The 23,066-nt window shown below is 41.0% G+C and carries 25 protein-coding genes; 10 read left to right on the top strand and 15 right to left on the bottom strand.

Annotated elements, in window-relative coordinates:
- Positions 1–48: 48 nt before the first annotated feature.
- The 4 genes from WAX86_RS04130 to zipA form a co-directional block, all read right to left on the bottom strand.
- Complete coding sequence (locus tag WAX86_RS04130; RefSeq protein WP_044176288.1) at positions 49–240, bottom strand: hypothetical protein; 192 nt, start codon at positions 238–240, stop codon at positions 49–51.
- Positions 241–383: 143 nt separating this feature from the next.
- Positions 384–1,796, bottom strand: a complete 1,413-nt coding sequence (locus WAX86_RS04125; RefSeq protein WP_341489139.1) for a porin — start codon at positions 1,794–1,796, stop codon at positions 384–386.
- Positions 1,797–2,378: 582 nt separating this feature from the next.
- Positions 2,379–4,394, bottom strand: coding sequence for an NAD-dependent DNA ligase LigA (gene ligA, locus WAX86_RS04120; protein WP_341489138.1), 2,016 nt, complete (start codon positions 4,392–4,394; stop codon positions 2,379–2,381).
- A gap of 153 nt (positions 4,395–4,547) precedes the next feature.
- Positions 4,548–5,771, bottom strand: coding sequence for a cell division protein ZipA (gene zipA, locus WAX86_RS04115; RefSeq protein ID WP_341489137.1), 1,224 nt, complete (start codon positions 5,769–5,771; stop codon positions 4,548–4,550).
- Positions 5,772–6,101: 330 nt separating this feature from the next.
- Between zipA and cysZ the strand changes: the two genes are divergently transcribed.
- The 5 genes from cysZ (at position 6,102) to crr (ending at position 11,102) form a co-directional block, all read left to right on the top strand.
- A complete protein-coding gene (gene cysZ / locus WAX86_RS04110) occupies positions 6,102–6,860 on the top strand; it encodes a sulfate transporter CysZ (protein WP_341489136.1) in 759 nt (252 codons plus the stop codon).
- Between the two features lie 335 nt (positions 6,861–7,195).
- Positions 7,196–8,164, top strand: a complete 969-nt coding sequence (gene cysK / locus WAX86_RS04105) for a cysteine synthase A (RefSeq protein ID WP_065170119.1) — start codon at positions 7,196–7,198, stop codon at positions 8,162–8,164.
- 317 nt (positions 8,165–8,481) lie between these two features.
- On the top strand, positions 8,482–8,769 hold the full coding sequence (locus WAX86_RS04100; RefSeq protein ID WP_005300557.1) for an HPr family phosphocarrier protein: 288 nt from the start codon (positions 8,482–8,484) through the stop codon (positions 8,767–8,769).
- A 55-nt stretch (positions 8,770–8,824) separates the two neighbouring features.
- Positions 8,825–10,552: a phosphoenolpyruvate-protein phosphotransferase PtsI gene (gene ptsI / locus WAX86_RS04095; RefSeq protein ID WP_065170118.1), complete on the top strand. Its 1,728-nt coding sequence runs from the start codon at positions 8,825–8,827 to the stop codon at positions 10,550–10,552.
- Positions 10,553–10,592: 40 nt separating this feature from the next.
- Positions 10,593–11,102 carry a PTS glucose transporter subunit IIA gene (gene crr, locus WAX86_RS04090; RefSeq protein WP_005300563.1) on the top strand — a complete coding sequence of 170 codons (510 nt, stop codon included), beginning with the start codon at positions 10,593–10,595 and terminating at the stop codon, positions 11,100–11,102.
- Positions 11,103–11,234: 132 nt separating this feature from the next.
- Here the strand turns inward: crr and WAX86_RS04085 are convergent, their stop codons facing one another.
- The 3 genes from WAX86_RS04085 to WAX86_RS04075 all read right to left on the bottom strand — a co-directional run bounded on the left by WAX86_RS04085 (position 11,235) and on the right by WAX86_RS04075 (position 13,611).
- Entirely contained in the window at positions 11,235–12,131 is an 897-nt protein-coding gene (locus WAX86_RS04085) for a Dyp-type peroxidase (RefSeq protein ID WP_138240796.1), read from the bottom strand.
- A gap of 611 nt (positions 12,132–12,742) precedes the next feature.
- On the bottom strand, positions 12,743–13,144 hold the full coding sequence (locus tag WAX86_RS04080) for a hypothetical protein (RefSeq protein ID WP_044176306.1): 402 nt from the start codon (positions 13,142–13,144) through the stop codon (positions 12,743–12,745).
- Positions 13,145–13,149: 5 nt separating this feature from the next.
- The gene (locus tag WAX86_RS04075) at positions 13,150–13,611 is read right to left on the bottom strand and encodes a DUF2919 domain-containing protein (RefSeq protein WP_065170116.1); all 462 of its coding nucleotides are present in this window, start codon (positions 13,609–13,611) and stop codon (positions 13,150–13,152) included.
- A 474-nt stretch (positions 13,612–14,085) separates the two neighbouring features.
- Between WAX86_RS04075 and WAX86_RS04070 the strand changes: the two genes are divergently transcribed.
- From WAX86_RS04070 to WAX86_RS04060, 3 genes are all read left to right on the top strand, one after another.
- The gene (locus WAX86_RS04070) at positions 14,086–14,421 is read left to right on the top strand and encodes a DUF2956 domain-containing protein (protein WP_138240795.1); all 336 of its coding nucleotides are present in this window, start codon (positions 14,086–14,088) and stop codon (positions 14,419–14,421) included.
- A gap of 12 nt (positions 14,422–14,433) precedes the next feature.
- A complete protein-coding gene (locus tag WAX86_RS04065) occupies positions 14,434–14,880 on the top strand; it encodes a DUF1499 domain-containing protein (protein WP_341489135.1) in 447 nt (148 codons plus the stop codon).
- 109 nt (positions 14,881–14,989) lie between these two features.
- Positions 14,990–15,211, top strand: coding sequence for a hypothetical protein (locus tag WAX86_RS04060; protein ID WP_138240794.1), 222 nt, complete (start codon positions 14,990–14,992; stop codon positions 15,209–15,211).
- A gap of 43 nt (positions 15,212–15,254) precedes the next feature.
- Here WAX86_RS04060 and WAX86_RS04055 read toward each other — a convergent pair whose 3' ends face one another.
- The 7 genes from WAX86_RS04055 to WAX86_RS04025 form a co-directional block, all read right to left on the bottom strand.
- Entirely contained in the window at positions 15,255–15,392 is a 138-nt protein-coding gene (locus WAX86_RS04055) for a TIGR02808 family protein (RefSeq protein ID WP_065170113.1), read from the bottom strand.
- A 14-nt stretch (positions 15,393–15,406) separates the two neighbouring features.
- The gene (locus WAX86_RS04050) at positions 15,407–15,982 is read right to left on the bottom strand and encodes a NapC/NirT family cytochrome c (RefSeq protein WP_138240793.1); all 576 of its coding nucleotides are present in this window, start codon (positions 15,980–15,982) and stop codon (positions 15,407–15,409) included.
- A 14-nt stretch (positions 15,983–15,996) separates the two neighbouring features.
- Positions 15,997–16,512 carry a nitrate reductase cytochrome c-type subunit gene (locus tag WAX86_RS04045; RefSeq protein ID WP_044176319.1) on the bottom strand — a complete coding sequence of 172 codons (516 nt, stop codon included), beginning with the start codon at positions 16,510–16,512 and terminating at the stop codon, positions 15,997–15,999.
- 71 nt (positions 16,513–16,583) lie between these two features.
- Positions 16,584–19,070, bottom strand: a complete 2,487-nt coding sequence (gene napA, locus WAX86_RS04040; protein WP_341489134.1) for a periplasmic nitrate reductase subunit alpha — start codon at positions 19,068–19,070, stop codon at positions 16,584–16,586.
- Positions 19,067–19,339, bottom strand: a complete 273-nt coding sequence (locus WAX86_RS04035) for a chaperone NapD (RefSeq protein ID WP_036764272.1) — start codon at positions 19,337–19,339, stop codon at positions 19,067–19,069. The genes napA and WAX86_RS04035 overlap by 4 nt, the downstream gene beginning before the upstream one ends.
- 2 nt (positions 19,340–19,341) lie before the next feature.
- Positions 19,342–19,836 (bottom strand): ferredoxin-type protein NapF, encoded by a 495-nt coding sequence (napF, locus tag WAX86_RS04030; protein ID WP_341489133.1) that lies wholly within the window; start codon positions 19,834–19,836, stop codon positions 19,342–19,344.
- A 229-nt stretch (positions 19,837–20,065) separates the two neighbouring features.
- Positions 20,066–20,266 (bottom strand): hypothetical protein, encoded by a 201-nt coding sequence (locus WAX86_RS04025; protein WP_224756767.1) that lies wholly within the window; start codon positions 20,264–20,266, stop codon positions 20,066–20,068.
- Here WAX86_RS04025 and narQ point away from each other — a divergent pair.
- Both narQ and WAX86_RS04015 read left to right on the top strand, forming a co-directional pair.
- Positions 20,169–21,815 carry a nitrate/nitrite two-component system sensor histidine kinase NarQ gene (gene narQ, locus WAX86_RS04020; protein WP_341489369.1) on the top strand — a complete coding sequence of 549 codons (1,647 nt, stop codon included), beginning with the start codon at positions 20,169–20,171 and terminating at the stop codon, positions 21,813–21,815. The genes WAX86_RS04025 and narQ overlap by 98 nt on opposite strands.
- A complete protein-coding gene (locus tag WAX86_RS04015) occupies positions 21,808–22,434 on the top strand; it encodes a response regulator (protein ID WP_065170107.1) in 627 nt (208 codons plus the stop codon). Before narQ ends, WAX86_RS04015 begins: the two co-directional genes overlap by 8 nt.
- Before the next feature lie 82 nt (positions 22,435–22,516).
- Here WAX86_RS04015 and WAX86_RS04010 read toward each other — a convergent pair whose 3' ends face one another.
- Entirely contained in the window at positions 22,517–22,795 is a 279-nt protein-coding gene (locus WAX86_RS04010) for a helix-turn-helix domain-containing protein (protein ID WP_036764275.1), read from the bottom strand.
- Between the last annotated feature and the right edge of the window lie 271 nt (positions 22,796–23,066).

The raw sequence follows: 23,066 nt of genomic DNA, 5'->3' as shown, positions 1-23,066 counted from the left end.
GCATCCTTTCTCTTAACGAACAATACATAGAATAATAGAAGAGAGGCATTAGAAGTCGAGAGACTCTCCACCTTTCCATTTGCACGCAAACCACGGCATAAAGCCATAACTGCCGTCAGGCAAAGTACAGATAGTTTGGCCAAAACCACCACCCGCTCCACTATTGCCACCATGAGCAAAAACGGATGAGCTTGAGAAAACAGCCATCCCTAGACATATAGCAAAAACTAGCTTTTTCATAAAGCACCTTTGTTTTGTGATTAACATCACAAAAAAGTATAGACAAGATACTTCACCTCTCAAGTTAGTCACATTTATTTTTACCAATAAAAAAGACTCGCATATAGCGAGTCTTTTAAAACTGTGTCACCTAACAATTCAAATTAGAATGTGTAAGGAATAACAACTTGGAAACGTAGATCTGTTTCATCAGCACTTGCTGCACCTGCGTACTCATCACGCTCTAGCACTGTACCGTGTAGGCGAAGAGTTGTACCTTTAAGTGCGCCAGACTGTAGAGAGTATGCAATTGTTGCGTTAAATGCGTACTCACTTTCGTAATCCCAATCACCCTTCGCGCCTTCAGCAGCAGACTTAGAGCCAGTACCGTAACCGAAGCCTAGGTAGTAGTTCCAACCATTACCTTGGTCGTAAGAAATACGGTTGTACCATGCAACCTCACCAGACTTGTTCCAGTCAGATAATGCATCCCACCATAGTGAGTAAGTACCGTTAGTCATACCGTAGGTGTAAATCATACGAGGGTTAACATCACGGTCGTTTTTACTTGATGCGTACTGAAGATCAGACATCCAAGAGAACTGGCCAAACTTAGCATTGAAAGATAGACCTGTTGTAAAACCTAGACCATCATACTGAACATCATCGTTTACGCCGTAGAAGTCATAAGCCAATGACATGTTCTCGTTGAAAGTATACTTCGCGTAAGCTTTGTAACCAGTTGTGTCAGTTTCACCGTGGTAAGAATTCACTACACCAGCACCCCAATCGATGCTATTTGCATAACGAACATCTGTTGCTTGACCTAGACCCAATTGAATGAATAGTTGGTCAGAAACATTACCAGAGAAACCTAGAGAGTGGACCATACTCCAAGAAGTGTCAGCCCAAAGTGCAGGAGCATAGTCATTTTCACTTAGAAGCCAAGGTGCTGTAAATTGGTCAGCAATAAAGTATGTAAGCTTGAAACGATCTAAATTAGCGTTTAGCTCAGCACCACGGTAAGTACCAGGAACAAATGACCATACGTTACCAATTACGCCGTTACCATTTGCTTGAGTGAAACCGAAGCGACCGTCAACAGCTTCGCCAGCTTTAAACTTAAGCGCAGCACGTGTTACTTTGAATTGTTGGCCATCACCTGCGCCCCAGTCAAGGTTGTTACAGGTAGAAATTTCGTTACATAGGTATTCGCCTGTACCGCCATTTACAGCACTGTCATTGTAAAGGTCACCAGAGAAATAACCACCAAGATCAGCACCTAACCAACCATCGTGGTAACCAGAAGTGAAATCTAGAATTAGGTTGTAAGATGAGTAGTTTAGACGGCTCCAACGATCACCATCTTGACCACCTGGTTTACCAGAAGTACGAGTACGAGAACGAGTATCAACAACGGCAACACCTGCTAGTGTTGAGCCCTCAATGAACTCATTAACTGCTTCAACATAAGCAGGGCCTGCAGCACTGTCTTCTGTCGCCATTACTGGCATTGCTACGAATGCGCCTACCATTGCTGCTGTTAGTGCAGATACTTTGAAAAACTTAGCTTCCATGGAATAACTCCTAAAAGATATTAGCTGTTTACTTGCTACCTGAAATGGTTGGCCGCCGAGGTAGCAAGTAACTCTCCCATATGTCAGCCGATTAAAAATCCGCTAAACCATATATTCTTGGTTCTTACAATGAACCTTTGTCTCTCTTCGATTACTAAGACTACTTTTGCAGCGCAAAACATCAATCAGAACTTAATTTCTTGTGTTAAAAATATGACGCAGTGCAAAGTTCCCTTATTAATAGTGATCCAGTTCAAAAATAAAACCAAAAACAATAAAATCACTACAAATCAATTAGTTATACCAACAACCACAAATACTGTGACGTAGTGCAAATTTATAAATTAGCAAAATTGCACTATTAACATTTTAATCTATGAATCAAAGTCATTAGTTTTAGGCATGAAAATCCAGATAATTTTATTCTTTTTGAAAATAAAAAATAAAGTTATAAGCGCGTTTTAATAATGAGCAGAATAAAAGTAATAAACCTAATATTTGAAGTAACTCTAAATAATAAAAAACCCACGCTTCTATCAGAAACGAGGGTTTCATTTTCAATCGCTGTTTTTCGTCAGAAAATTAACGTTGCATAAAGTCGATCAATTGTTGTTCATCCCAAACTTCAATACCCAGCTCTTGAGCTTTCGTCAGCTTTGAACCTGCCGCCTCACCAGCAACAACAAGATCTGTCTTTTTCGAAACACTCCCCGTTACTTTAGCTCCTAGCTTTTGAAGTGCTTCTTTCGCTTCTGTACGCGACAGCTGTGATAACGAACCTGTTAAGACAACCGTTTTACCTTCAAAAGGCAGCTCAACATCATCAGCCACTTTTTCAAGATCTGGCCAATGAATACCAACTTCACGTAAATCATTAACCACAGCAAGGTTATGTTCTTCGCGGAAGAAATTAAAGATATGAGCTGCGACTATTTCACCCACATCCGGAACTTCAATTAATTGCTCTTTACTCGCAGTCATTAACGCTTCTAGCGTCTCAAAGTAATGAGCTAGGTTTGCAGCAGTCGCTTCTCCGACTTCTCGAATACCTAGTGAATAAATAAAACGGGGCAATGTCGTTTCTTTAGCATTTCCAAAGGCATCAACCAGTTTCTGCGCCGACTTTGGTCCCATTCGATCTAAAGCCGTAACTACACCAGCACTTAAACGGAACAAATCAGCAGGCGTTGTTACCATCTCGCGATCAACCAATTGTTCAATCACCTTTTCGCCACAACCATCAACATCAAGAGCTTTACGAGACACAAAGTGCTTTAAAGCTTCTTTACGTTGAGCTTGGCAGAATAAACCTCCAGTACAACGCGCAACCGCTTCACCTTCAATTCGCTCGACTTTAGACTGACATACTGGACACTCAGTTGGGAAGATTACTGGGCTTGCATCAGCTGGACGGCGAGACTCAACCACAGAGACAATTTGAGGGATCACATCACCTGCTCGGCGAATAATCACTGTATCGCCCACCATCACACCAAGACGAGCAATCTCATCAGCGTTATGAAGTGTTGCATTACTAACCGTTACCCCACCAACAAAGACAGGTTCAAGCTTCGCAACAGGGGTAATCGCTCCTGTTCGGCCAACTTGAAACTCTACATTATTCAGTAGCGTCATCTCTTCTTGAGCTGGGAATTTGTACGCAATCGCCCAACGAGGTGCTCGTGCAACAAAACCAAGTTGTAACTGAGTATCAACCTTATCCACTTTAATTACGACACCATCAATATCGTATTCTAACGACTCACGTTTCTCACCAATCATCTGATGATAGCCGATAACCTCTTCAATACTATCAACTCGACGAATTTCAGGGCTCATAGGAAAGCCCCACGATTTTAATTGGCATAAACGGTCATATTGCGAGCCTTCTAACTCACGACCTTCGACTATACCAACCGCATAGGCATAAAAGCTTAATGGACGAGTTGCCGTTACTTTAGAATCAAGCTGGCGTAGACTACCTGCTGCTGCATTGCGCGGGTTAGCAAATGTTTTCTCACCCTTTTTTAGAGCTCGTTGATTAAGTTGCTCAAACCCTTTTTTTGGCATAAAGACTTCACCTCGAACCTCAATTCGAGTTGGCCAATCATTACCTTGCAGTTTTAATGGAATGCAGCGAATGGTACGCACATTATTCGTAATGTTTTCACCTGTTGTACCATCACCTCGGGTTGCGGCCTGAACAAGAACACCATTTTCATACAATAAGCTAACAGCCAAACCATCCAATTTAGGCTCACAGCAGTATTGGATCGCAGAGGCATCGTTTAGACGATCTTGAATACGTTTTTGAAATGCTCGTAGCTCATCATCATTAAATGCATTATCAAGCGATAGCATAGGTAATTCATGCTTAACTTGAGTAAAGCCATCGAGAGGAACACCACCAACACGCTGACTAGGAGAGTCTATTGTCACCCACTCAGGATGCTCAGATTCGATAGTCAGTAATCGTTGCATTAAGCGATCATATTCAGCATCAGGGACTTCTGGATTATCTTCTACATAGTAGCGATAACCGTGATAATCTAACTGTTCGCGTAGCGATAATAGTTCTTGATGAAGTTCGTTACTCATTGTCTTACTTACCTAAATATATTTTATCTCTGCATATACCCAAGTAACGTTAACGTACATAGAAGTATGTGCAAATATGGTATTCGTTAGATTTTACTACATTAATAAAAAAACAGGCCCTCAAGTGAGAGCCTGCTTAGAGCAATTTCTATGTTACTTTGCATTTGCGTAAAGTTTGGCCTTATCTCGATACGCTGTAATACGATACGGTGTAATCATATTGCGCTCATGGTCCAAAACATCTGCATTTAAATCGTCAGCAATACGCTGAGCCGTTTGTAACATCGTATTGAAGTTATCATCGGCACGGCCTGGACATGGCAACATTAGGAAGAAACCAATTCCTGGCGTTTCAAAATGTGCATCATTGATATCAGGGAAATTACCAGGTGCTACTAAGTTCGTTACAGAAAAAATAACAGGCTGAGTACCAGCACGATCTAGATGGCGGTGATAAACAGAGTTCTCACCAAAAATCAGACCATGATTCTCCAAAGCAGTAAATAACTGACGGCCCATTAACACACCACCATTACGGGCATGAACGCATAGAGAAATATAACTCGGCTCTAAAGGTGCAGGCTCGGGTTCTGGCTCAGCAATAACAGGCTCAATAATTTCATAAGGCTCTGGCTCAACAAATTCTGGTTCAACCTTCACTTCTGATTGCTTAACTTCAGGTACAGGTTGTGAAATTTCAGCTTGCGCAACCACCTCTTCTACCAATTCTTCATGGCGAGGCTCAACTTGTGGTTCAGTAGCCGTTACTGGCGTTTCAATCACTGGAGTTACCGCAGTCTCAACAACTGGCGTAATCATCTCTGCTGCAATAGGCTCAGCAACTGGAGTATGAACAACTGGCTCTGCGGTTATTGTAGGCTCTGGCACTGAAACTGGAGCTTCAATAGTTGGCTCTACTGCTTGTGCTTGTGCTTGTGCTTGTGCTTGTGCTTGTGCTTGTGCAGGCTCAGAAACAACCGTTTGTGCTACAGGCTCAACAATAGCTTGAGGTTGTACGGCCGCTTTCGCTTTAGGCTCATCAACCGCACTCATTTTAGGCAAATCATCATCAGCTGAAATAGGCGCAATATCCCCTAACAAAGGATCAGCTTCAGGCTTTGCACCAAAATGTAATTCTGGTTCTTTACGCTCAGCCTTTTTCGTTTTTGATTCTTTGACTACTGGCGTTTCTACACTCTCTTGAACCACTTTAGGTGTTTCAACTTTAGGCTCAACAACAGACTCATTTAGCTTGCTCTGAGGCTTTTCACCAAATTTAGCGGGCTTTTCTTTTTTGCTGGTCCAAAGCCCATGTAGAAGAAGTGCTGCAATAATTAGCGCACCGAAAATTATAAGAACTAGACGCAATTCCTGCATACCGAATACTCTAAATTAACTCGTTATCCCTGACGGGGTTAATGATAGTAAAAAATCCTCTCGGCAAGCAAAAACGTACTGCCGATATTGTCTAACTGTTTAATGTACCAAATCTCAATTCACAATGAGAAGATGAATATCTATATTCGGTGAAGATATTTCAATTAGCTGACTTTTTGCTGTTTTTTTCATCAAGATTTTGAATTCAAATTCAATTATCTTAGTAAGACACCCTTTTTTCTATTTGATTCCATCCCACTGTCACCGTTAACATGCAAAAAATCCTCAATCAAGATCACACATTTGATGAGGTTCATAAAGGAGAAAGGTATGTCAACACAGCCAATAAAAAATACAACAAGTGGCGCAGGCTACTTTATGCGGGGATTATCCTTAGTAACTCAACCAGGAACTCGCCGTTTTGTTATTATTCCACTGCTTATCAATATCCTGCTATTTGGTAGTGCATTTGGATATGTATTTAGCAACCTTGGAGAGTGGATTCACCACTGGCTAAGTTACTTACCAAGTTGGCTCGACTGGTTATCTTATGTGTTATGGCCATTGATGGCGCTAGCAACATTAGTTATCTGCTCATACTTTTTTAGTACCATAGCAAACTGGATAGCCGCTCCATTTAATGGCTTATTGGCAGAATATCTAGAAGCCAAATTAACCGGACAACCAGCACCCGATGCAGGCTTTAGCGAAGTAATTAAAGATCTTCCTCGTATCATGGGTCGTGAATGGATCAAACTTAAGTATTATTTACCAAAAGCATTGGGTCTTTTGATCTTGATGTGGATCCCAGCAATTGGTCAAACGGTAGGTCCCATCTTATGGTTTTTATTTAGCGCTTGGATGATGACAATCCAATATGCTGACTACCCATTTGATAACCACAAAGTACCTTTTATCGATATGCGTGATGCTCTAAAACAAAAGCGCGGTCAAAGCATAAGTTTTGGCGCTCTTATCATGCTGTTTACTATGACACCAATTATCAACCTATTTGTTATGCCAATTGCAGTTTGTGGAGCAACGGCAATGTGGGTAGATAATTATCGCGATCAATATAGAAGATACTAATGGTCAGGGGTTCGATCTCGATTTAGCGTAAAGCACAGACAATCGAGCCCCTTTCGTCTTCTCGTCTTCTCGTCTTCTCGTCTTCTCGTCTTCTCGTCTTCTCGTCTTCTCGTCTTCTCGTCTTCTCGTCTTCTCGTCTTCTCGTCTTCTCGTCTTCTCGTCTTCTCGTCTTCTCGTCTTCTCGTCTTCTCGTCTTCTCGTCTTCTCAGACAATTATCTTTTATCCAATCCTTATAACAATAAGATATAACGATAAATTCCTTTGCATTGGCTATAACAAGTATATGCTTAATCTACTTAGTATTATTTATAGTCTTTATCGAGGGAATGACCATATGAGCAAGATTTATGAAGATAACTCGTTAACCATCGGCAACACCCCACTTGTGCGTTTAAATCGAGTCAGTAATGGCAAAGTATTGGCTAAGATAGAAGCACGCAATCCAAGCTTTAGCGTAAAATGTCGTATTGGCGCTAACATGATTTGGGATGCTGAACGTAAAGGCTTATTAAAAGAAGGGGTTGAATTGGTTGAGCCAACCAGTGGTAATACTGGTATCGCTCTTGCCTTTGTTGCTGCCGCTCGTGGTTACAAGCTCACTCTTACTATGCCAGAAAGTATGAGTCTTGAGCGTCGTAAGTTACTTAAAGCGTTAGGAGCAAACCTAGAGTTAACCGAAGCAGCCAAGGGTATGAAAGGAGCAATCGACAAAGCAGAAGAAATTGTTGCATCAAATCCAAACAAATACCTACTACTTCAACAATTCAATAATCCCGCCAACCCAGAAATCCATGAAAAAACCACAGGCCCTGAAATTTGGGATGCCACCGGTGGTGATATTGATGTCTTCGTCTCAGGAGTTGGAACGGGGGGTACCCTTACTGGTGTTAGCCGCTACATTAAACAACAAAAAGGTAAAGCCATTACAACCGTTGCCGTGGAACCTGCTGAATCGCCAGTTATCACTCAAACTCTTAATGGCGACACAGTACAACCTGCGCCACATAAGATTCAAGGTATTGGAGCGGGCTTTATTCCTGGTAACTTAGATTTAGATTTAATTGATGAAGTAGAACGCGTTTCATCCGATGATGCTATAGAAATGGCACAACGTTTAATGGCAGAAGAAGGAATATTGGCGGGAATTTCATCAGGTGCTGCTGTGGTTGCTGCAAATAATTTAGCTTCCCGCCCAGAATACGCAGACAAAAACATCGTTGTCATCCTCCCAAGTTCAGGTGAGCGTTACTTATCGACAGCCTTGTTTGCAGGTGTCTTCACAGAAAAAGAAACAAGACAGTGATCACATTTTAATATCTGCTATGTTAATTAACGTTTAAAAAAGTCCCTTTTGGGGGCTTTTTTATTGCAATTTACGTTGAGCTTTAATATAAAACCGACGCACTTTATTTTTCGCATCAAAATAAAGGGTCAAAAAAACGACACTGGATGCGAAACTTAGTCCAAAATAAAAAAGTCAGAAAAACTTGATATGGATTAAGGTCAACGTGCCGAACTGTTAGGTAGTTTAGATACCAATTTGAGCAAACTAAACTAAATGAGTTATGCTTAAGTTCAGTTACAAAATGATTAAATAAATACTATATATCGGGGTGAAATATGTATCAGAAGCAAGTAGAAATCACTGCACCAAACGGCCTACACACTCGTCCAGCTGCACAGTTCGTTAAAGATGCAAAAGCATTTGACGCAGACATCACTGTGACTTCAAACGGCAAGAGTGCAAGTGCTAAGAGCCTATTCAAACTACAAACTCTAGGCCTAGTTAAAGGTGCTGTAATTACTATCGCTGCTGAAGGCGCACAAGCTCAAGAAGCTGTTGAGAAGCTAGTTACTCTAACTGAACTGCACGAAGGCGCAGAAATCGCAATGTTCCGTGAAATCTAATTAAAGATTCTCACTGACTTTGTTTTCCAGTTTTTAGTTAATTTAAGGTAAGGCTATGATTTCAGGTATCCTGGCATCTCCGGGTATTGCTTTTGGTAAAGCACTACTACTGCAAGAAGAAGAGATCGTTCTCAATAAAAATCCGATTTCTGCTGACCAGATCGATAACGAAATTCAACGTTTCTTCGACGCTCGAAAAAAATCTGCAGACCAGCTAGAAGTAATCAAAGAAAAAGCACGTATCACTTTCGGTGAAGAGAAAGAAGCGATCTTTGAAGGTCACATCATGCTGCTTGAAGATGAAGAGCTTGAAGAAGAAATCATAGCCTTCATTAAAGATAACAAAGCATCTGCTGATCTAGCTATCTACTCTATCATTGAAGAGCAAGCAACTACGCTAGAATCACTAGATGACGAATACTTAAAAGAACGTGCATCAGATATCCGCGATATCGGTAGCCGTTTCGTTAAAAATGCTCTAGGTATCAATGTTGTAAACCTAAGTGCAATCAACGAAGAAGTTATTCTTGTTGCAAACGATCTGACTCCATCAGAGACAGCTCAGATCAACCTAGAATACGTACTAGGTTTCATTACTGATATTGGTGGTCGTACATCACACACCTCTATCATGGCTCGTTCTCTAGAAATTCCTGCAATCGTAGGTACGAACGACATTACAGCTCGTGTTAAGAATGGCGATATGCTAGTTCTTGATGCTATCAACAATCAGATCGTGATCAATCCATCTGAAGAAGAGCTAAACAAATTTAAAGCAATCCGTGAAGCACACCGTGCAGAGCAAGAAGAATTAGCGAAGCTAAAAGATCTTCCTGCAATTACTCTAGACGGTAAGCAAGTGGAAGTTTGCGGTAACATCGGTACAGTAAAAGACTGTGACGGCGTTAACCGTAACGGTGGTGAAGGTGTTGGTCTTTACCGTACTGAATTCCTATTCATGGATCGCGATGCACTTCCTACTGAAGAAGAGCAATACCAAGCTTATAAAGAAGTTGCAGAAGCAATGCACGGCGAGCCAGTGATCATCCGTACAATGGATATCGGTGGTGATAAAGATCTGCCATACATGGACCTACCAAAGGAAATGAACCCATTCCTTGGCTGGCGTGCAGTTCGTATTAGCCTAGACCGTCGTGAAATCCTTCGTGACCAGCTACGTGGTATCCTACGTGCATCAGCACACGGTAAACTACGCGTTATGTTCCCAATGATTATTTCTGTTGAAGAAATCCGTGAACTTAAAGCTGCAATTGAAGAATACAAAGCAGAACTTCGTGCAGAAGGTCACGCTTTTGACGAAAACATCGAGATCGGTGTTATGGTTGAAACTCCTGCTGCAGCTGCAATTGCACACCACTTAGCAAAAGAAGTTTCATTCTTTAGTATTGGTACCAACGACTTAACCCAGTATACTCTAGCAGTTGACCGTGGTAATGAGCTAATCTCTCATCTATATAACCCACTATCACCTGCAGTTCTTACTGTGATCAAGCAAGTAATCGATGCTTCTCACAAAGAAGGTAAGTGGACTGGTATGTGTGGTGAGCTTGCTGGTGACGAGCGTGCAACTCTACTTCTATTAGGTATGGGTCTGGACGAGTTCAGTATGAGTGCTATCTCTATCCCACGCATTAAGAAAGTTATCCGTAACGCTAACTTTGCTGATGTTAAAGCGATGGCTGAACAAGCTCTTGCAATGCCAACAGCGGCTGAAATTGAAGCCCACGTAGAAAAATTTATCGCAGAAAAGACCATCTGCTAATATAGCTGCAGATACAATAACAACGCTTAGGAGCAACGATATGGGTCTGTTTGACAAATTGAAGAAGCTAGTTTCTGACGACAGCAGCGAAGCTGGTGCAATCGAAATCATCGCACCTTTATCTGGTGAAATCGTTAATATCGAAGACGTGCCAGATGTAGTTTTCGCTGAGAAGATTGTTGGTGACGGTATTGCTATCAAGCCATCTGGCAACAAAATGGTAGCACCTGTTAACGGTACAATCGGTAAGATCTTCGAAACTAACCACGCTTTCTCTATTGAGTCTGAAGACGGCATCGAGCTTTTCGTTCACTTCGGTATCGATACAGTTGAGCTTAAAGGTGAAGGCTTCACTCGAATCGCTGAAGAAGGCCAAACTGTTAAAGTTGGCGATACTATCATCGAGTTCGATCTAGCTCTTCTAGAAGAAAAAGCTAAGTCTACTTTGACTCCAGTTGTTATCTCTAACATGGATGAGATCAAAGAGCTTAACAAGCTATCTGGCGCAGTAACTGTTGGTGAAACTCCAGTTCTACGCATCAAGAAGTAATAATTTTATTACCTCTTACAAAGCGCTACCTTCGGGTGGCGCTTTTTGTTTATAGAGCCAAAATTTAGGTAATAAAAAACGAGTACAGTCAATGCTAATACTCGTTTTCTCACTACCGCAAATGGCTCCTACTTATAATGCGTTTAACATCTCAACTGATGGAGCAAAGAAATAAGCGCCAGTTACTGCCTGAGAGAAGCGTAACATCTGGTCTGTTTTACCATCACGCTCACCATACATATTCTCAAGCATGGCATCAAAGTGATATTGACGCTGACAATAAGCAATAAACAGTAAGCCATGCTCACCACTTGCTATACCAAATGGTAAACTGTGGCGTAAAATCTTCAGGCCTTTCCCCTCTTCTTTAATATCAACGCGTCCTACGTGAGATGCAGCAGGAACATCATCTAGCTCAACCGAATCAGGTTTAGTACGACCAATCACCTTTTCTTGTGCTTTAACGCTAAGACGATGCCAAGCAGGAAGGTTATGGACGAAACGCTGAACCATCACATAACTGCCACCAGCAAACTCACCTTCTGGAATAATAGCAACGTTTTGGCGATCTTCTTGAGTTTGAGGGTTTTCTGTACCATCGACAAAATCGGTCATATCACGATGATCTAGATACTGGAAGCCATATGTTTCATCAAGAACTTCAACATCTTCTGCAATCAACTCAAGAAACTTACGACATGCATAGAAGTTTAGATCATGGCGATTAGAATGGATATGAAGCAAGATGTCACCGCCGGTTGCAGGAGCCGTTACTTCACCTTGACCAAACTGGCGAAACTCAGTCAATTCAGGAGGACAATTTTGCTCTAATGACTGCCAAAATGTTTTGCCAAAAGCTACACTTGCATGAATGTTTGCATCTTGCTGCTCTTGATTTAACTGAGCAAGTAGAGGGTGAATAGCTTGACACTGGCTAAGTACTTTAGCTCGATCGCCAGTTACATTCATCACAATGTAAAGTGCGAAACAACCACGATCTGGCACAATGGCTGGTTGAGAAATGGCCATAAAATTCTCCTGAGTTATCGTTAAAATAGGATAGTAACCTAGATAAAAACCAGTCTTAGATAAACTAACTCAATTATCCAAATTATTACTGTATATACCCAAGTGACTTCAAGATGTAGGATTCAGAGCGCTGTCACTGATTCAAGTTCAAGACAAACAATGCAGTGTAATAGCTCGCTATTTCCAAATTGTTTGGCGATGAAATTGTGTCTGTGACACGCTCCCAAAGGGCGAGTTAATTTGCTTCACATACTGCGTTAACGATTTTTAATTTAGAGCCACTAGATCTTCAAATCATTGCCTTGCCTGTAAACCAAATTATTCTCGCTGAACCTCGCATATTGAGGTTACTTGGGTATATACCCAAACAAGTTCAAAATGCAGACTTCATTAGCAAGATGAATGAATCGAGCACTTTAACATTACTTGGATATATTACGATTAAAAGTAAGGGATTAATTACTGGTTGATTATCAATTACCTGTCTTAAGTTGCAAGTAAAAAACCTGTCAAATGCCGTATCTTATAAAGAATTCGTGATTTCTTTGACCTAAAATGAAAAACGCCCCAATTTAGGGGCGCTTTAATGAATAGATAGGGAAGATTATTTGTTAGGCTGTCATCACTTCTACTTGAAGTTTAACTTGCTCATGTAAAGCATCATCGATACTTTCAAAAGAAGTCGGTCCATTTAAACCTGTCGATATGGTTGGGGAAATAATTGTACGCCAGCCACCATCATCGAGACGCTCACGTATTTTAAACGCAATCTTAACTTCATCAGCAGACACTTCTAGTAGCTCAGCGCTGCCCACAACGTCACGATACTCATTGGTGATACTATCAAAAATGACCGTTTCTTCTCCAGGAAGCAGTGACAACGATGTATTTACGGTTTGTTTTTTATGATCGCTTGTTGTCATCTCAAAATGCACATCTAGCAGCCAGTCAGCCATCGCTAATGGACTTAGAAATGCACTAAATAGTACGAGTCCTTTTCCCCAATCATTCATTTGCTTTACCTCTCGATAGGCTTGTCTGCAAATGTATTCTTAACTCTTGAACTACGATAAAGGTATAAGAGTAGCCATAGGGTCAATAATAGATTGATCCCAACGAGCCAGCTAAATGAACCTTGCGTTAAAACAAGATGATACAGTTGCAGTATAACGTCTGTTAGATACGTTGCTAGCAAGATAGTCCTACCATGCCGCCACAAATAATTTACTAATTTATTATTTTTATGCCGCTGACCCGACAACCACATCAAACCAATGGCTGGAAGACCAAACGCCAACCCAACATAAAGTGTTTCTCGAACGGGATAAATCAATTCCAGCAGTTGTGCGCCTTGATTGCGACTGACTCCTGCCATTATGAAAACGATCCACGCTTTTGCACTAAATGCGAGTGACAGCCATAACATTGTCGAAGGTTTTAACCCTCCATGCTTATCGTAAGCATCAATTGGATAAAGCAAACTATTCCCTCAAAAGTTTTGTTCTATCCCAAGCTATGGTGGCAATAATTTTAAATTCAAGTTTTCTTAATAATATGTTGTAGCCGTATGGCCTAATTGAACTCTAATCGATTATTCATCGTTCGCCATTAGGAAGGTGTAAATAATGTGCTTTACCGCACTATTTGGGTTTATAACTTGCTGTCTGGATCACGATTTTTGATCTAAAAAACACAAAAACAGCGTTTTTATTAACCGGATCACATTATCTATTAAATAAACATAAGCCGCATAAAACAAATAAAATATACATTTAAAATCAATAAATTAGAACAATTATACTGGTTATAAGCCTGCATAATATGCCAATTTACACATGTAGTAATATGATGAAATATTCTTACATAACGCGCTTTTCTCTAAATAATTGAGATTTTTACACTTCATCTCATCTATAGTAGATTGGTAGCCATATTTCTAACATAGTGAATTGATATGAAAGGGAAAAGACAACAGAACGTTTCACCCGAAACCCAAGCTGAAGCAATGCGTATTGCCAAAGGGACTCAAAAGCCGGGCCAAACTAAAGAACAAACTAAACTCATTGCTCAAGGGATCCAAAGTGGTATCGAGCTGTATAAAAAGCAGCAAAAAGCGAAATCACGTGAGCGAGATAAATTAAGGAAAAAACAGCAAAAAGAGAAAAATCAAACAGAGGATGTTGATACTGTTATTGAATATCAGATTGAATACCGTCAATCTTGGGTTCCATGGGGACTATTAGTGGTATCTTGGCTGGGCTTTATCTCTTATCTGTTTCTACATAACTAAAAAGGAACAATCATGAAAACATGGATTATTAGCACAATGGCTCTCTTATCTCTTTCTGGATGTGCAGAACCTGATAATCATCTCTATAGCGATCAGATTAATTATCCATGTAATGATAAGCCTAACTGTGTATCAAGTATCGATAAGCGCCCAGAGCACCATGTAACTCCTTTGTTATTAACCGATCAGGGACTATCTAATTGGCAATCAATTAAAGCAATCGCATTAACTTTACCTGGCAGTAAGCTCATTAAAGAGACCCCAAATTATCTGCATATAACCTGTTCTAGCCAGTTTTTTGGTTTTATCGATGATTTAGAGATCCAACAAAAAAATGATCATCTTGATGTACGTTCAGCATCACGAGTGGGCTATTTCGATTTTAACGTCAACCGTAATCGAATCGAACTTTTAGAACAAAAACTACTGAAGCAAGACTATATATACCCAAGTGACTGACACATACCAATGATAGTTTAGCTCGATAGAATAAATCGCCACAACCAATTGATAATAATTCTCACTTTCATGTAAGATAATAGACATAACTTTTATGATGGTAAGAATAATGGATAGAAAGTCGTTTACTATTTTTAGCTTGGTAGGATTTGCTGCAATGGTAGCGATTCAATTAGGAGAGATCTGGCTCACTCACCACAATATTGATGCTGTTTTCTTTATTGTTCAGTGGCTTCCTCTTTACCTCGCTTGGGGTGTAATGGTGGCTATCGCATTATTTTACCGAAAATCAGACCCAGAGCATAAACCGAACTGGCATATACAGCTATAAAAAAACCGCCTCACAAGGAGACGGCTTTATTGATTTTTGGCGATTAATCTATCTGCTTGTCTTTACTTAAAGAAAGTAACCAAATGCAAATAGCAGCAACAGCAGCAAAACCGGATAAAATAATAACTGGCATTGCTGCGTAGCCTAAGATATGCCAAATCACAGATTCAAGTGTACTCATACCTTATTCTCCTGTTATTGCCAGCCTTCAACATTTTTCATATCAGGTAATTTATGAGCAATACCCTTATGGCAATCAACACAAGTCTTGTCACCAGAAGCTAAGGCTGTTGAATGCAGATTAGCACTACGAGGTGCTTGCTCAGAGAAATCCATATAATTAAATTCATGACAATTACGACACTCTTGCGAATTATTGTCTTTCATTCGTTTCCATTCACGTTCCGCTAAATGTGCCCGTCGAGCCTGGAATTTCTCATCCGTATCGATTGTCCCCATCATATGAGCCACAATTTCTTTTGATGCCTGAACCTTACGTACTATCTTATCGGTCCAATTATGTGGTACATGACAGTCAGAACAAATCGCACGCACACCAGAGCGGTTAGAATAGTGAATAGTTGATTTAATCTCTTTAACTATAGGAGCATGGCAACCAGAGCAAAATTCCTCGGTATTTGTCACTTCCATACCCGTATTGAAAGCGCCCCAAAATAGCAAACCGCCCATAAATCCCATAAACAGTACGATGCCAACAGCGACTTTACTTGGTGACTTTAAACGCCGCCAAAATGTCTTCAATAATTTCATTGCCAGCCCCTTGTTTAATGAGATTCTTGCAGTGCTTCAACACGCTTAAACTGATTACCAACAAGTGGTTTCGCATCAACTTGTGGTACGTGACACTGCTGACAGAAATAACGACTTGGAGACACATCAGACAAGACTTGACCTTGGCGAGGTGACACGTAGTGAGTCACACTAATTTTGGTCGCCCCCATCTCTTTAGCATTTTTCCAACTGTGGCACGCTAAGCATTTATTGGCATTTAAATCGACTTCATAATTACGAATTGTGTGTGGAATCAATGGTGGTTGATACACATAATCACTATCAATTAACGGTTGCTGCTTTGGCACGTGCTTCATAGGATCTGCAGGTCGAGATACACTTAATTCAGTATCACCGCGAAGTGAAGCAAGTCCTCCAACACCACCTGCATAATGTTTCTCTAATTTTGCTACCGCTTGCTCAGTTGGATTGGTTGGCTCTTCTGCACTTTGAACGGCTCCTGCCAGCAGTAATCCAGAAGCAACGATGGCCATTAATAATCGTTTCATGATTCTCTCCGCCTTAGTTGGCTAATTCCTAATTCTGTTAAATGCGACGCCGCAACGCCGCTTTTAATCCCTTATGCTTTACGAATTTGAACTGGGCACTTCTTGAAGTCCGTCTGCTTGGAGAGCGGATCGGTCGCATCAAGAATCAACTTGTTCACTAAAATTCGAGCATCAAAGAATGGAATGAAGACCAATCCAACGGGAGGACGGTTACGACCACGAGTTTCTACTCGACAATTAATCTCACCACGACGAGAAGCAACAATCACTTCATCACCACGACGTAAACCACGATTTTTTGCATCATCTGGATGAATAAAGCAAACCGCATCAGGCACCGCTTTATACAATTCAGGAACTCGACGAGTCATTGTTCCTGTATGCCAATGTTCAAGTACTCGGCCGGTACACAACCACATGTCGTACTCTTTATCTGGTGTTTCAGGTGCTGATTCAAATGGTGCAAAAATGATATTGGCTTTACCATCTGGCTTACCATAGAAGTAAAACTCACTACCTTCTGGTACATAAGGATCCGAACCTTCAGCAAAACGCCACTTAGTCTCTTTGCCATTGACAACAGGCCAACGTAAACCTCGAACATGATGATATGTATCATACGGGGCTAAATCGTGACCATGTCCACGACCAAATGATGCATACTCTTCAAATAAGCCTTTTTGTACATAGAAACCTTGGGCTTGAGCGTCATCATTAAGCTCTTGAGCTTCAGCTAGTGGGAACTTATCCACTTGACCATTTTTAAATAAGACCTCATACATAGTCTTACCACGGTATTCAGGCATCTGAGCGATAAGGTCATCACCCCATACTTCTTCAACTTTAAAGCGCTTAGAAAATTCCATGATCTGCCATAGATCGGATTTAGCTTCTGCTGGCGCTTTAACTTGCTGATACCAAACCTGAGTACGACGTTCTGCGTTACCGTATGCGCCTTCTTTCTCAACCCACATCGCAGTTGGCAAAATAAGGTCTGCCGCTTGTGCCGTTACCGTTGGATACGGATCTGAACAGACAATAAAGTTATCAGGGTTGCGGTAACCTGGTAGACGTTCTTCATTAATATTTGGACCCGCCTGCATATTGTTATTACACATCACCCAGTATGCGTTCAGCTTGCCATCTTTTAGCATGCGATCTTGCAATACAGCGTGGTAACCAGGTTTTGGTGGAATAGTACCTTCTGGCAATTTCCAAATTTTCTCAGCAATCGCGCGATGCTTTGGATTTGCAACCACCATATCAGCAGGTAAGCGGTGGGCAAATGTTCCCACTTCGCGAGCAGTACCACACGCAGACGGCTGACCTGTTAATGAGAATGGGCTATTACCTGGTTGAGCAATTTTACCCGTTAATAGGTGAAGGTTATAAATCAGGCTCTGCATCCAAACGCCACGAGTGTGCTGGTTAACCCCCATGGTCCAAAGTGACATCACTTTCGTTTTTGGATCTGCATACATTTTTGCCATCGTCAGGAGCTTTTCAGGCTCAACACCCGACATTTCCGACGCTTTTTCCAATGTGTATTCAGCAACAGAGGCTTTATACTCATCAAACGTCATGGCAAACATTTCACCCGAGTTTGGATTTTTAGCTTTTTTCTGTAGTGGATTATCATCACGTAAACCGTAACCGATATCCGTTTGTGCGCGCTTAAAGTGGGTATGCTTATTAACAAAGTCCCAATTTACTGCATCATTTTGAATAATGTAATTAGCAATGTAGTTAGCAATTGCAAGGTCGGTTTGCGGCTCGAAGATCATGCTATTATCTGCTAACTCAAATGAGCGATGATAATACGTAGACAGCACATTGACCTTAACATGTGGATTACTCAAACGGCGATCGGTAATGCGAGTCCATAGAACAGGGTGCATTTCAGCCATGTTTGAACCCCAAAGCACAAATGCGTCGGCATGTTCAAAGTCGTCATAACACCCCATAGGTTCATCGATACCAAAGGTACGCATAAAGCCAACAACCGCTGATGCCATACAGTGACGAGCATTAGGGTCGATGTTGTTAGAGCGGAAACCTGCTTTCATCATTTTAGATGCAGCATAACCTTCCATTACCGTCCATTGGCCCGAGCCAAACATACCAACACCTGATGGGCCTTGTTTTTGTAGTGCTTGCTTCCACTTCTCAGCCATTACATCAAATGCGTGATCCCAAGAAACTGCTGTAAACTCACCTTCTTTGTCGTATTGACCATTTTTCATACGTAGCATCGGCGTTTGTAAGCGATCGTTGCCATACATGATTTTTGATAAGAAGTAGCCTTTAATACAGTTTAAGCCTTTGTTCACTGGAGCTTCAGGGTCGCCTTGAGTTGCTACAACACGGCCATTTTGGGTGCCAACAAGAACAGAACAACCTGTACCACAAAAACGACAAGGCGCTTTATCCCATTTAATTTTGGTTTCATCTGAACTTACGATTAAGTTCGTTGCAGATGTTGGCAGAGAGATCCCCGCCACAGCAGCTGCGGAAGCTGCAGCATTCGCTTTCACAAATGCTCGTCTTGTCATCTTCATGCGTTGTCCTCAGATTGCGTCTCAAAGTGCTCAATTTGGTGATACACCAAAAACGTTGCTAACACGTGGTCTAAATTATTAATTTTATCGATTGTGTCAGTCACATAGCCTTGATTCTCTGTTTCAAGGACTACCACGACCTTTCCTTCTACACTGTCGCCATATATTTCAGTATTTGGCAGCTGTAAGATTTGCTCTTTAACTTGTGGCAAATATTCCGGATTAACATGCACGACTAAACTGGAAATATGAACTTCTTGTACAGCCATGCTTACTCCTTCGATTGATGGGCTGTTAATGTAATGGCACTAACGGGACAAGTTGATAAACACGCCCCACACCCAGTACATTTATCAGTATCAAGTTGAGGAACCGCACAGCTCCCAACTTGAAGTTGAAATGAAATTGCCTGAGTCTCACACATATCACCACAGCTTCTGCATTCAACATTATGGAGAGCGATACAATTGGTCTGAATGTCAATTCTGTTACGCCATGGTGATTGTTTCTGCTCTAAAAAAAGCGATTCAGGGCAAGCATCTGCACATTGATAACAAAATGTGCATTCACCTTCTCCCTGCTGAAAATTCACTTCGGGGAACCCTCCATCCCCGACTGCGATAATCTGTGTTTCACAAGCTGTTATGCATTTTTTACAGCGTGTACAGCGATCAACAAATTCATCTTCAGCAATACTCCACGGAAGCCTTGTCCACTCTCTAACTTGTCGCCGTGAAAATAAATTTCGTCTTGATTTATCAAACATCACTCAATATTTTTATGAATAGATATGAACAAATGGTAGTAGGCTTTATAAGGAAGTCACAAAAAACTCCTCAAAAAACGTCACAGAGCTATTCATAAAACTTCATTTTTTGTTATGAGTAGTCTAATTATTGAAATAAATGCTTAAATACCCCCTAAGAGGTAATTACGGGGTAGAATTGCGATAGATCAACAAATCTTACTAAGAAAGCGCTCAATATTTGCGCCCCTCACCCTTTTGTTGCAGCCAAATAAAGATAGGACTGAAATAACGTGCCGAGCAGACCATTTAAACCAGTAACCACTACAATAGCTCGAGCTATGCTCTGTATTTTGCTGTTATCGGTCATCACAACCAGTTTTGCTTTATTAACTTTAGCATCCAGTTTAAATGATGCAGAGGCAGTGAACGTATCTGGTTCGCTGCGCATGCAAAGTTATCGTTTGGCTTATGACATTCAGACGCATTCAGAACAACTTCCTCGCCATATCACTCAATTTGAAAATTCGCTATTTTCCGAACCGATGGCTGAGCTCGACTCTCTAATAGTGCCAAGGCGGATCAAGTTGCATTACTATAGCTTGATAGACAGATGGCATGAGCTCAAACCAGATTCCTTAGCAAAACAGCAGAAGTACCTGACAAATGTTGCTGACTTTGTGACTCGTATTGATAAGTTTGTGTTTGAACTACAAGAATTTTCTATCACAAAACTGCGTATGCTTGCGGTATTAGGAGGGATGGGATTAACCCTTATTCTTTGTGTTGCCCTTTTTGTGATTCATTTTACTCAGCGCCAAGTTGTTACACCGCTAAACCGTCTTGTTAGTGCCAGTAAACGAATAAAACAAGGTGAATTTGATCTTCATTTAGCAATAACCAATAACAACGAGTTAGGCCTTCTTACCAATACTTTTAATACGATGGCATCTGAACTGGGTAAGCTCTATCACGGGTTAGAGCAAAAGGTGAATGAGAAAACCCATCGATTACGGCATGCTAATGATTCATTACAAATTCTATATCAATGCTCTCAAGAACTATCTGTAAGTAGACTCAGCGAAGAAAATTTTCATTCCATGCTCAATACATTAGTAGCATTAGAAGGTCTAACCGCAGTAAAGCTCAGTATTAGTGAAAGTAATGGTCATCAATATGAGATCGACTCCGGAGTTGTCGATATTCACCGCTCTTGGCACTATCAAGATTTGGCTATTGATGGCGAAGTATTAGGACAATTATGGTGGCAATATTCACTGCCATGCCCCGATCAAGCACTGATCGATAATATTGCGCGAATTCTTGCTCGTGGTATTTACTATAACCGAGCTCAAAAACAGACCGAGCAACTACTAATTATGGAAGAGCGCGCAACCATTGCTAGAGAACTTCATGACTCTTTAGCGCAATCGCTCTCTTATCTTAAAATACAGCTAACATTACTTAAAAGGCAGATAAATAAAGATAATTCTCAGCAAGCAAAAGAAGTTCTCGCTGATATTGAACAGGGATTGTCAGGAGCATACACTCAACTTAGAGAGCTATTAAGCACATTCCGATTAACCGTTGCAGAAGCAGATTTTGCCCAAGCTTTAACAACCATGATTGAACCATTAGAAGAGCAAACCAATGCCGTGATTGTGGTCGATAATCAACTCTCATCACTGCATTTACAAGCCCATCATCAAATTCATCTTTTGCAAGTCATACGAGAAGCACTACTTAATGCTATCAAACATGCCAATGCGGATGAGATCTTAATTCGATGTTTACAACAAGACGACAAAATTGCCATTTCAATTAAAGATGATGGTGATGGTTTTGATCCTAGAAATCCAAAGCTTAACCACTACGGTTTAGCCATTATGAATGAGCGGGCAGCTCGGTTACATGGGCAGTTAGAGATCCATACTCAACCGCAAAAAGGCTGCGAAATTGAGCTAACATTTTTATTACCAAAGGAAGACCAAAATGAGTAATTGGCAAATTATCATTGTGGATGATCACCCACTTATGCGTAGAGGTATCAATCAGTTACTTAGTTTTGAGCCTGAGTTCAATGTGATCGGAGAAGCCAGTAACGGAGTCGATGCGGTTGCTTTAGCATTGGAGACTAATCCAGATCTGATTCTGCTCGATCTTAATATGAAAGGGATGTCAGGTTTAGATACCCTAACAGCCATGCGCAATGAAGGGATCAGCTCCACCATTGTTGTCTTAACCGTTTCAGACAGTAGAGCTGATATTAAAGCCCTTGTTGCCGCTGGAGCTGATGGCTATTTACTAAAAGATACCGAACCCGATGAACTGATCGCTCTTCTTCACCAAGCTCTTGCAGGAGGAGAAGCATACAGTTCTATTGTAAAAGAGTATTTAAGTGATGACTTAACACAAGACTCACTACTGAGCACACTGACCGATCGTGAACTGCAAATTTTACAAGAAGTGGCGAAAGGTCACCGCAATAAACAAATTGCCGACACGCTGTTTATCTCAGAATCAACCGTGAAAGTTCATATGAAAAGCTTGCTGAAAAAACTGCAAGTGAAATCAAGAACCGCAGCCACTGTTTTGTATCTAGAATCACTAGGTCAGTAACGATAAAACACAAAAAAAACCGCTGTCATTCCTAGTATTGGCAGCGGTTTGCTCTTATTGAGATTGGTCTAATCTCACTGCATCAATTCAAGGCTATAATCAGATCCTTTTCACGACTTTCGACCCAAGAAACATCAAATGGTCCCCAATCACTCAACTTATAATAACCATCATTATGGCGACGACCATCTTGAATGAATGTGAGCTCAATTCCTAAACCAGGTAGCGCTTTCAGTACATCTTGAATGGTACGACGCGGCCAACCCGTTTGTTCAATTAAACGAGGAACATTAGGGCGTTCCAAATGCTCGACCAATAGCGCTAAATATAAACGACGCGCAAAAACAGGATTCAATTCCATTGAGACCTCCATACTATACTGAGGTCTATTATTCTCTGTTCCACGCAAATCATGTTGCGTTTGATCAATTAGGCACACGGTTTAATAACGACCACAGTTTAATTTCTCGATCCTGATCTCATTTTTTATTTCAAATAAATTTGAATGCGTTAACTTTTGTAATTTTCTTACTTAAAACTCGCTGGCACAGAATCGAAACTAGACAGAGTCCTACTAACGCAGGTAGAGTTTCTCTATTAACTCAAATAAATACCTCAATGGCTTACAAGGT

This window comes from Photobacterium damselae subsp. damselae (assembly GCF_038086725.1).
Lineage (GTDB): Bacteria > Pseudomonadota > Gammaproteobacteria > Enterobacterales > Vibrionaceae > Photobacterium > Photobacterium damselae.
This window is presented reverse-complemented; position numbering and strand designations above follow the sequence as displayed.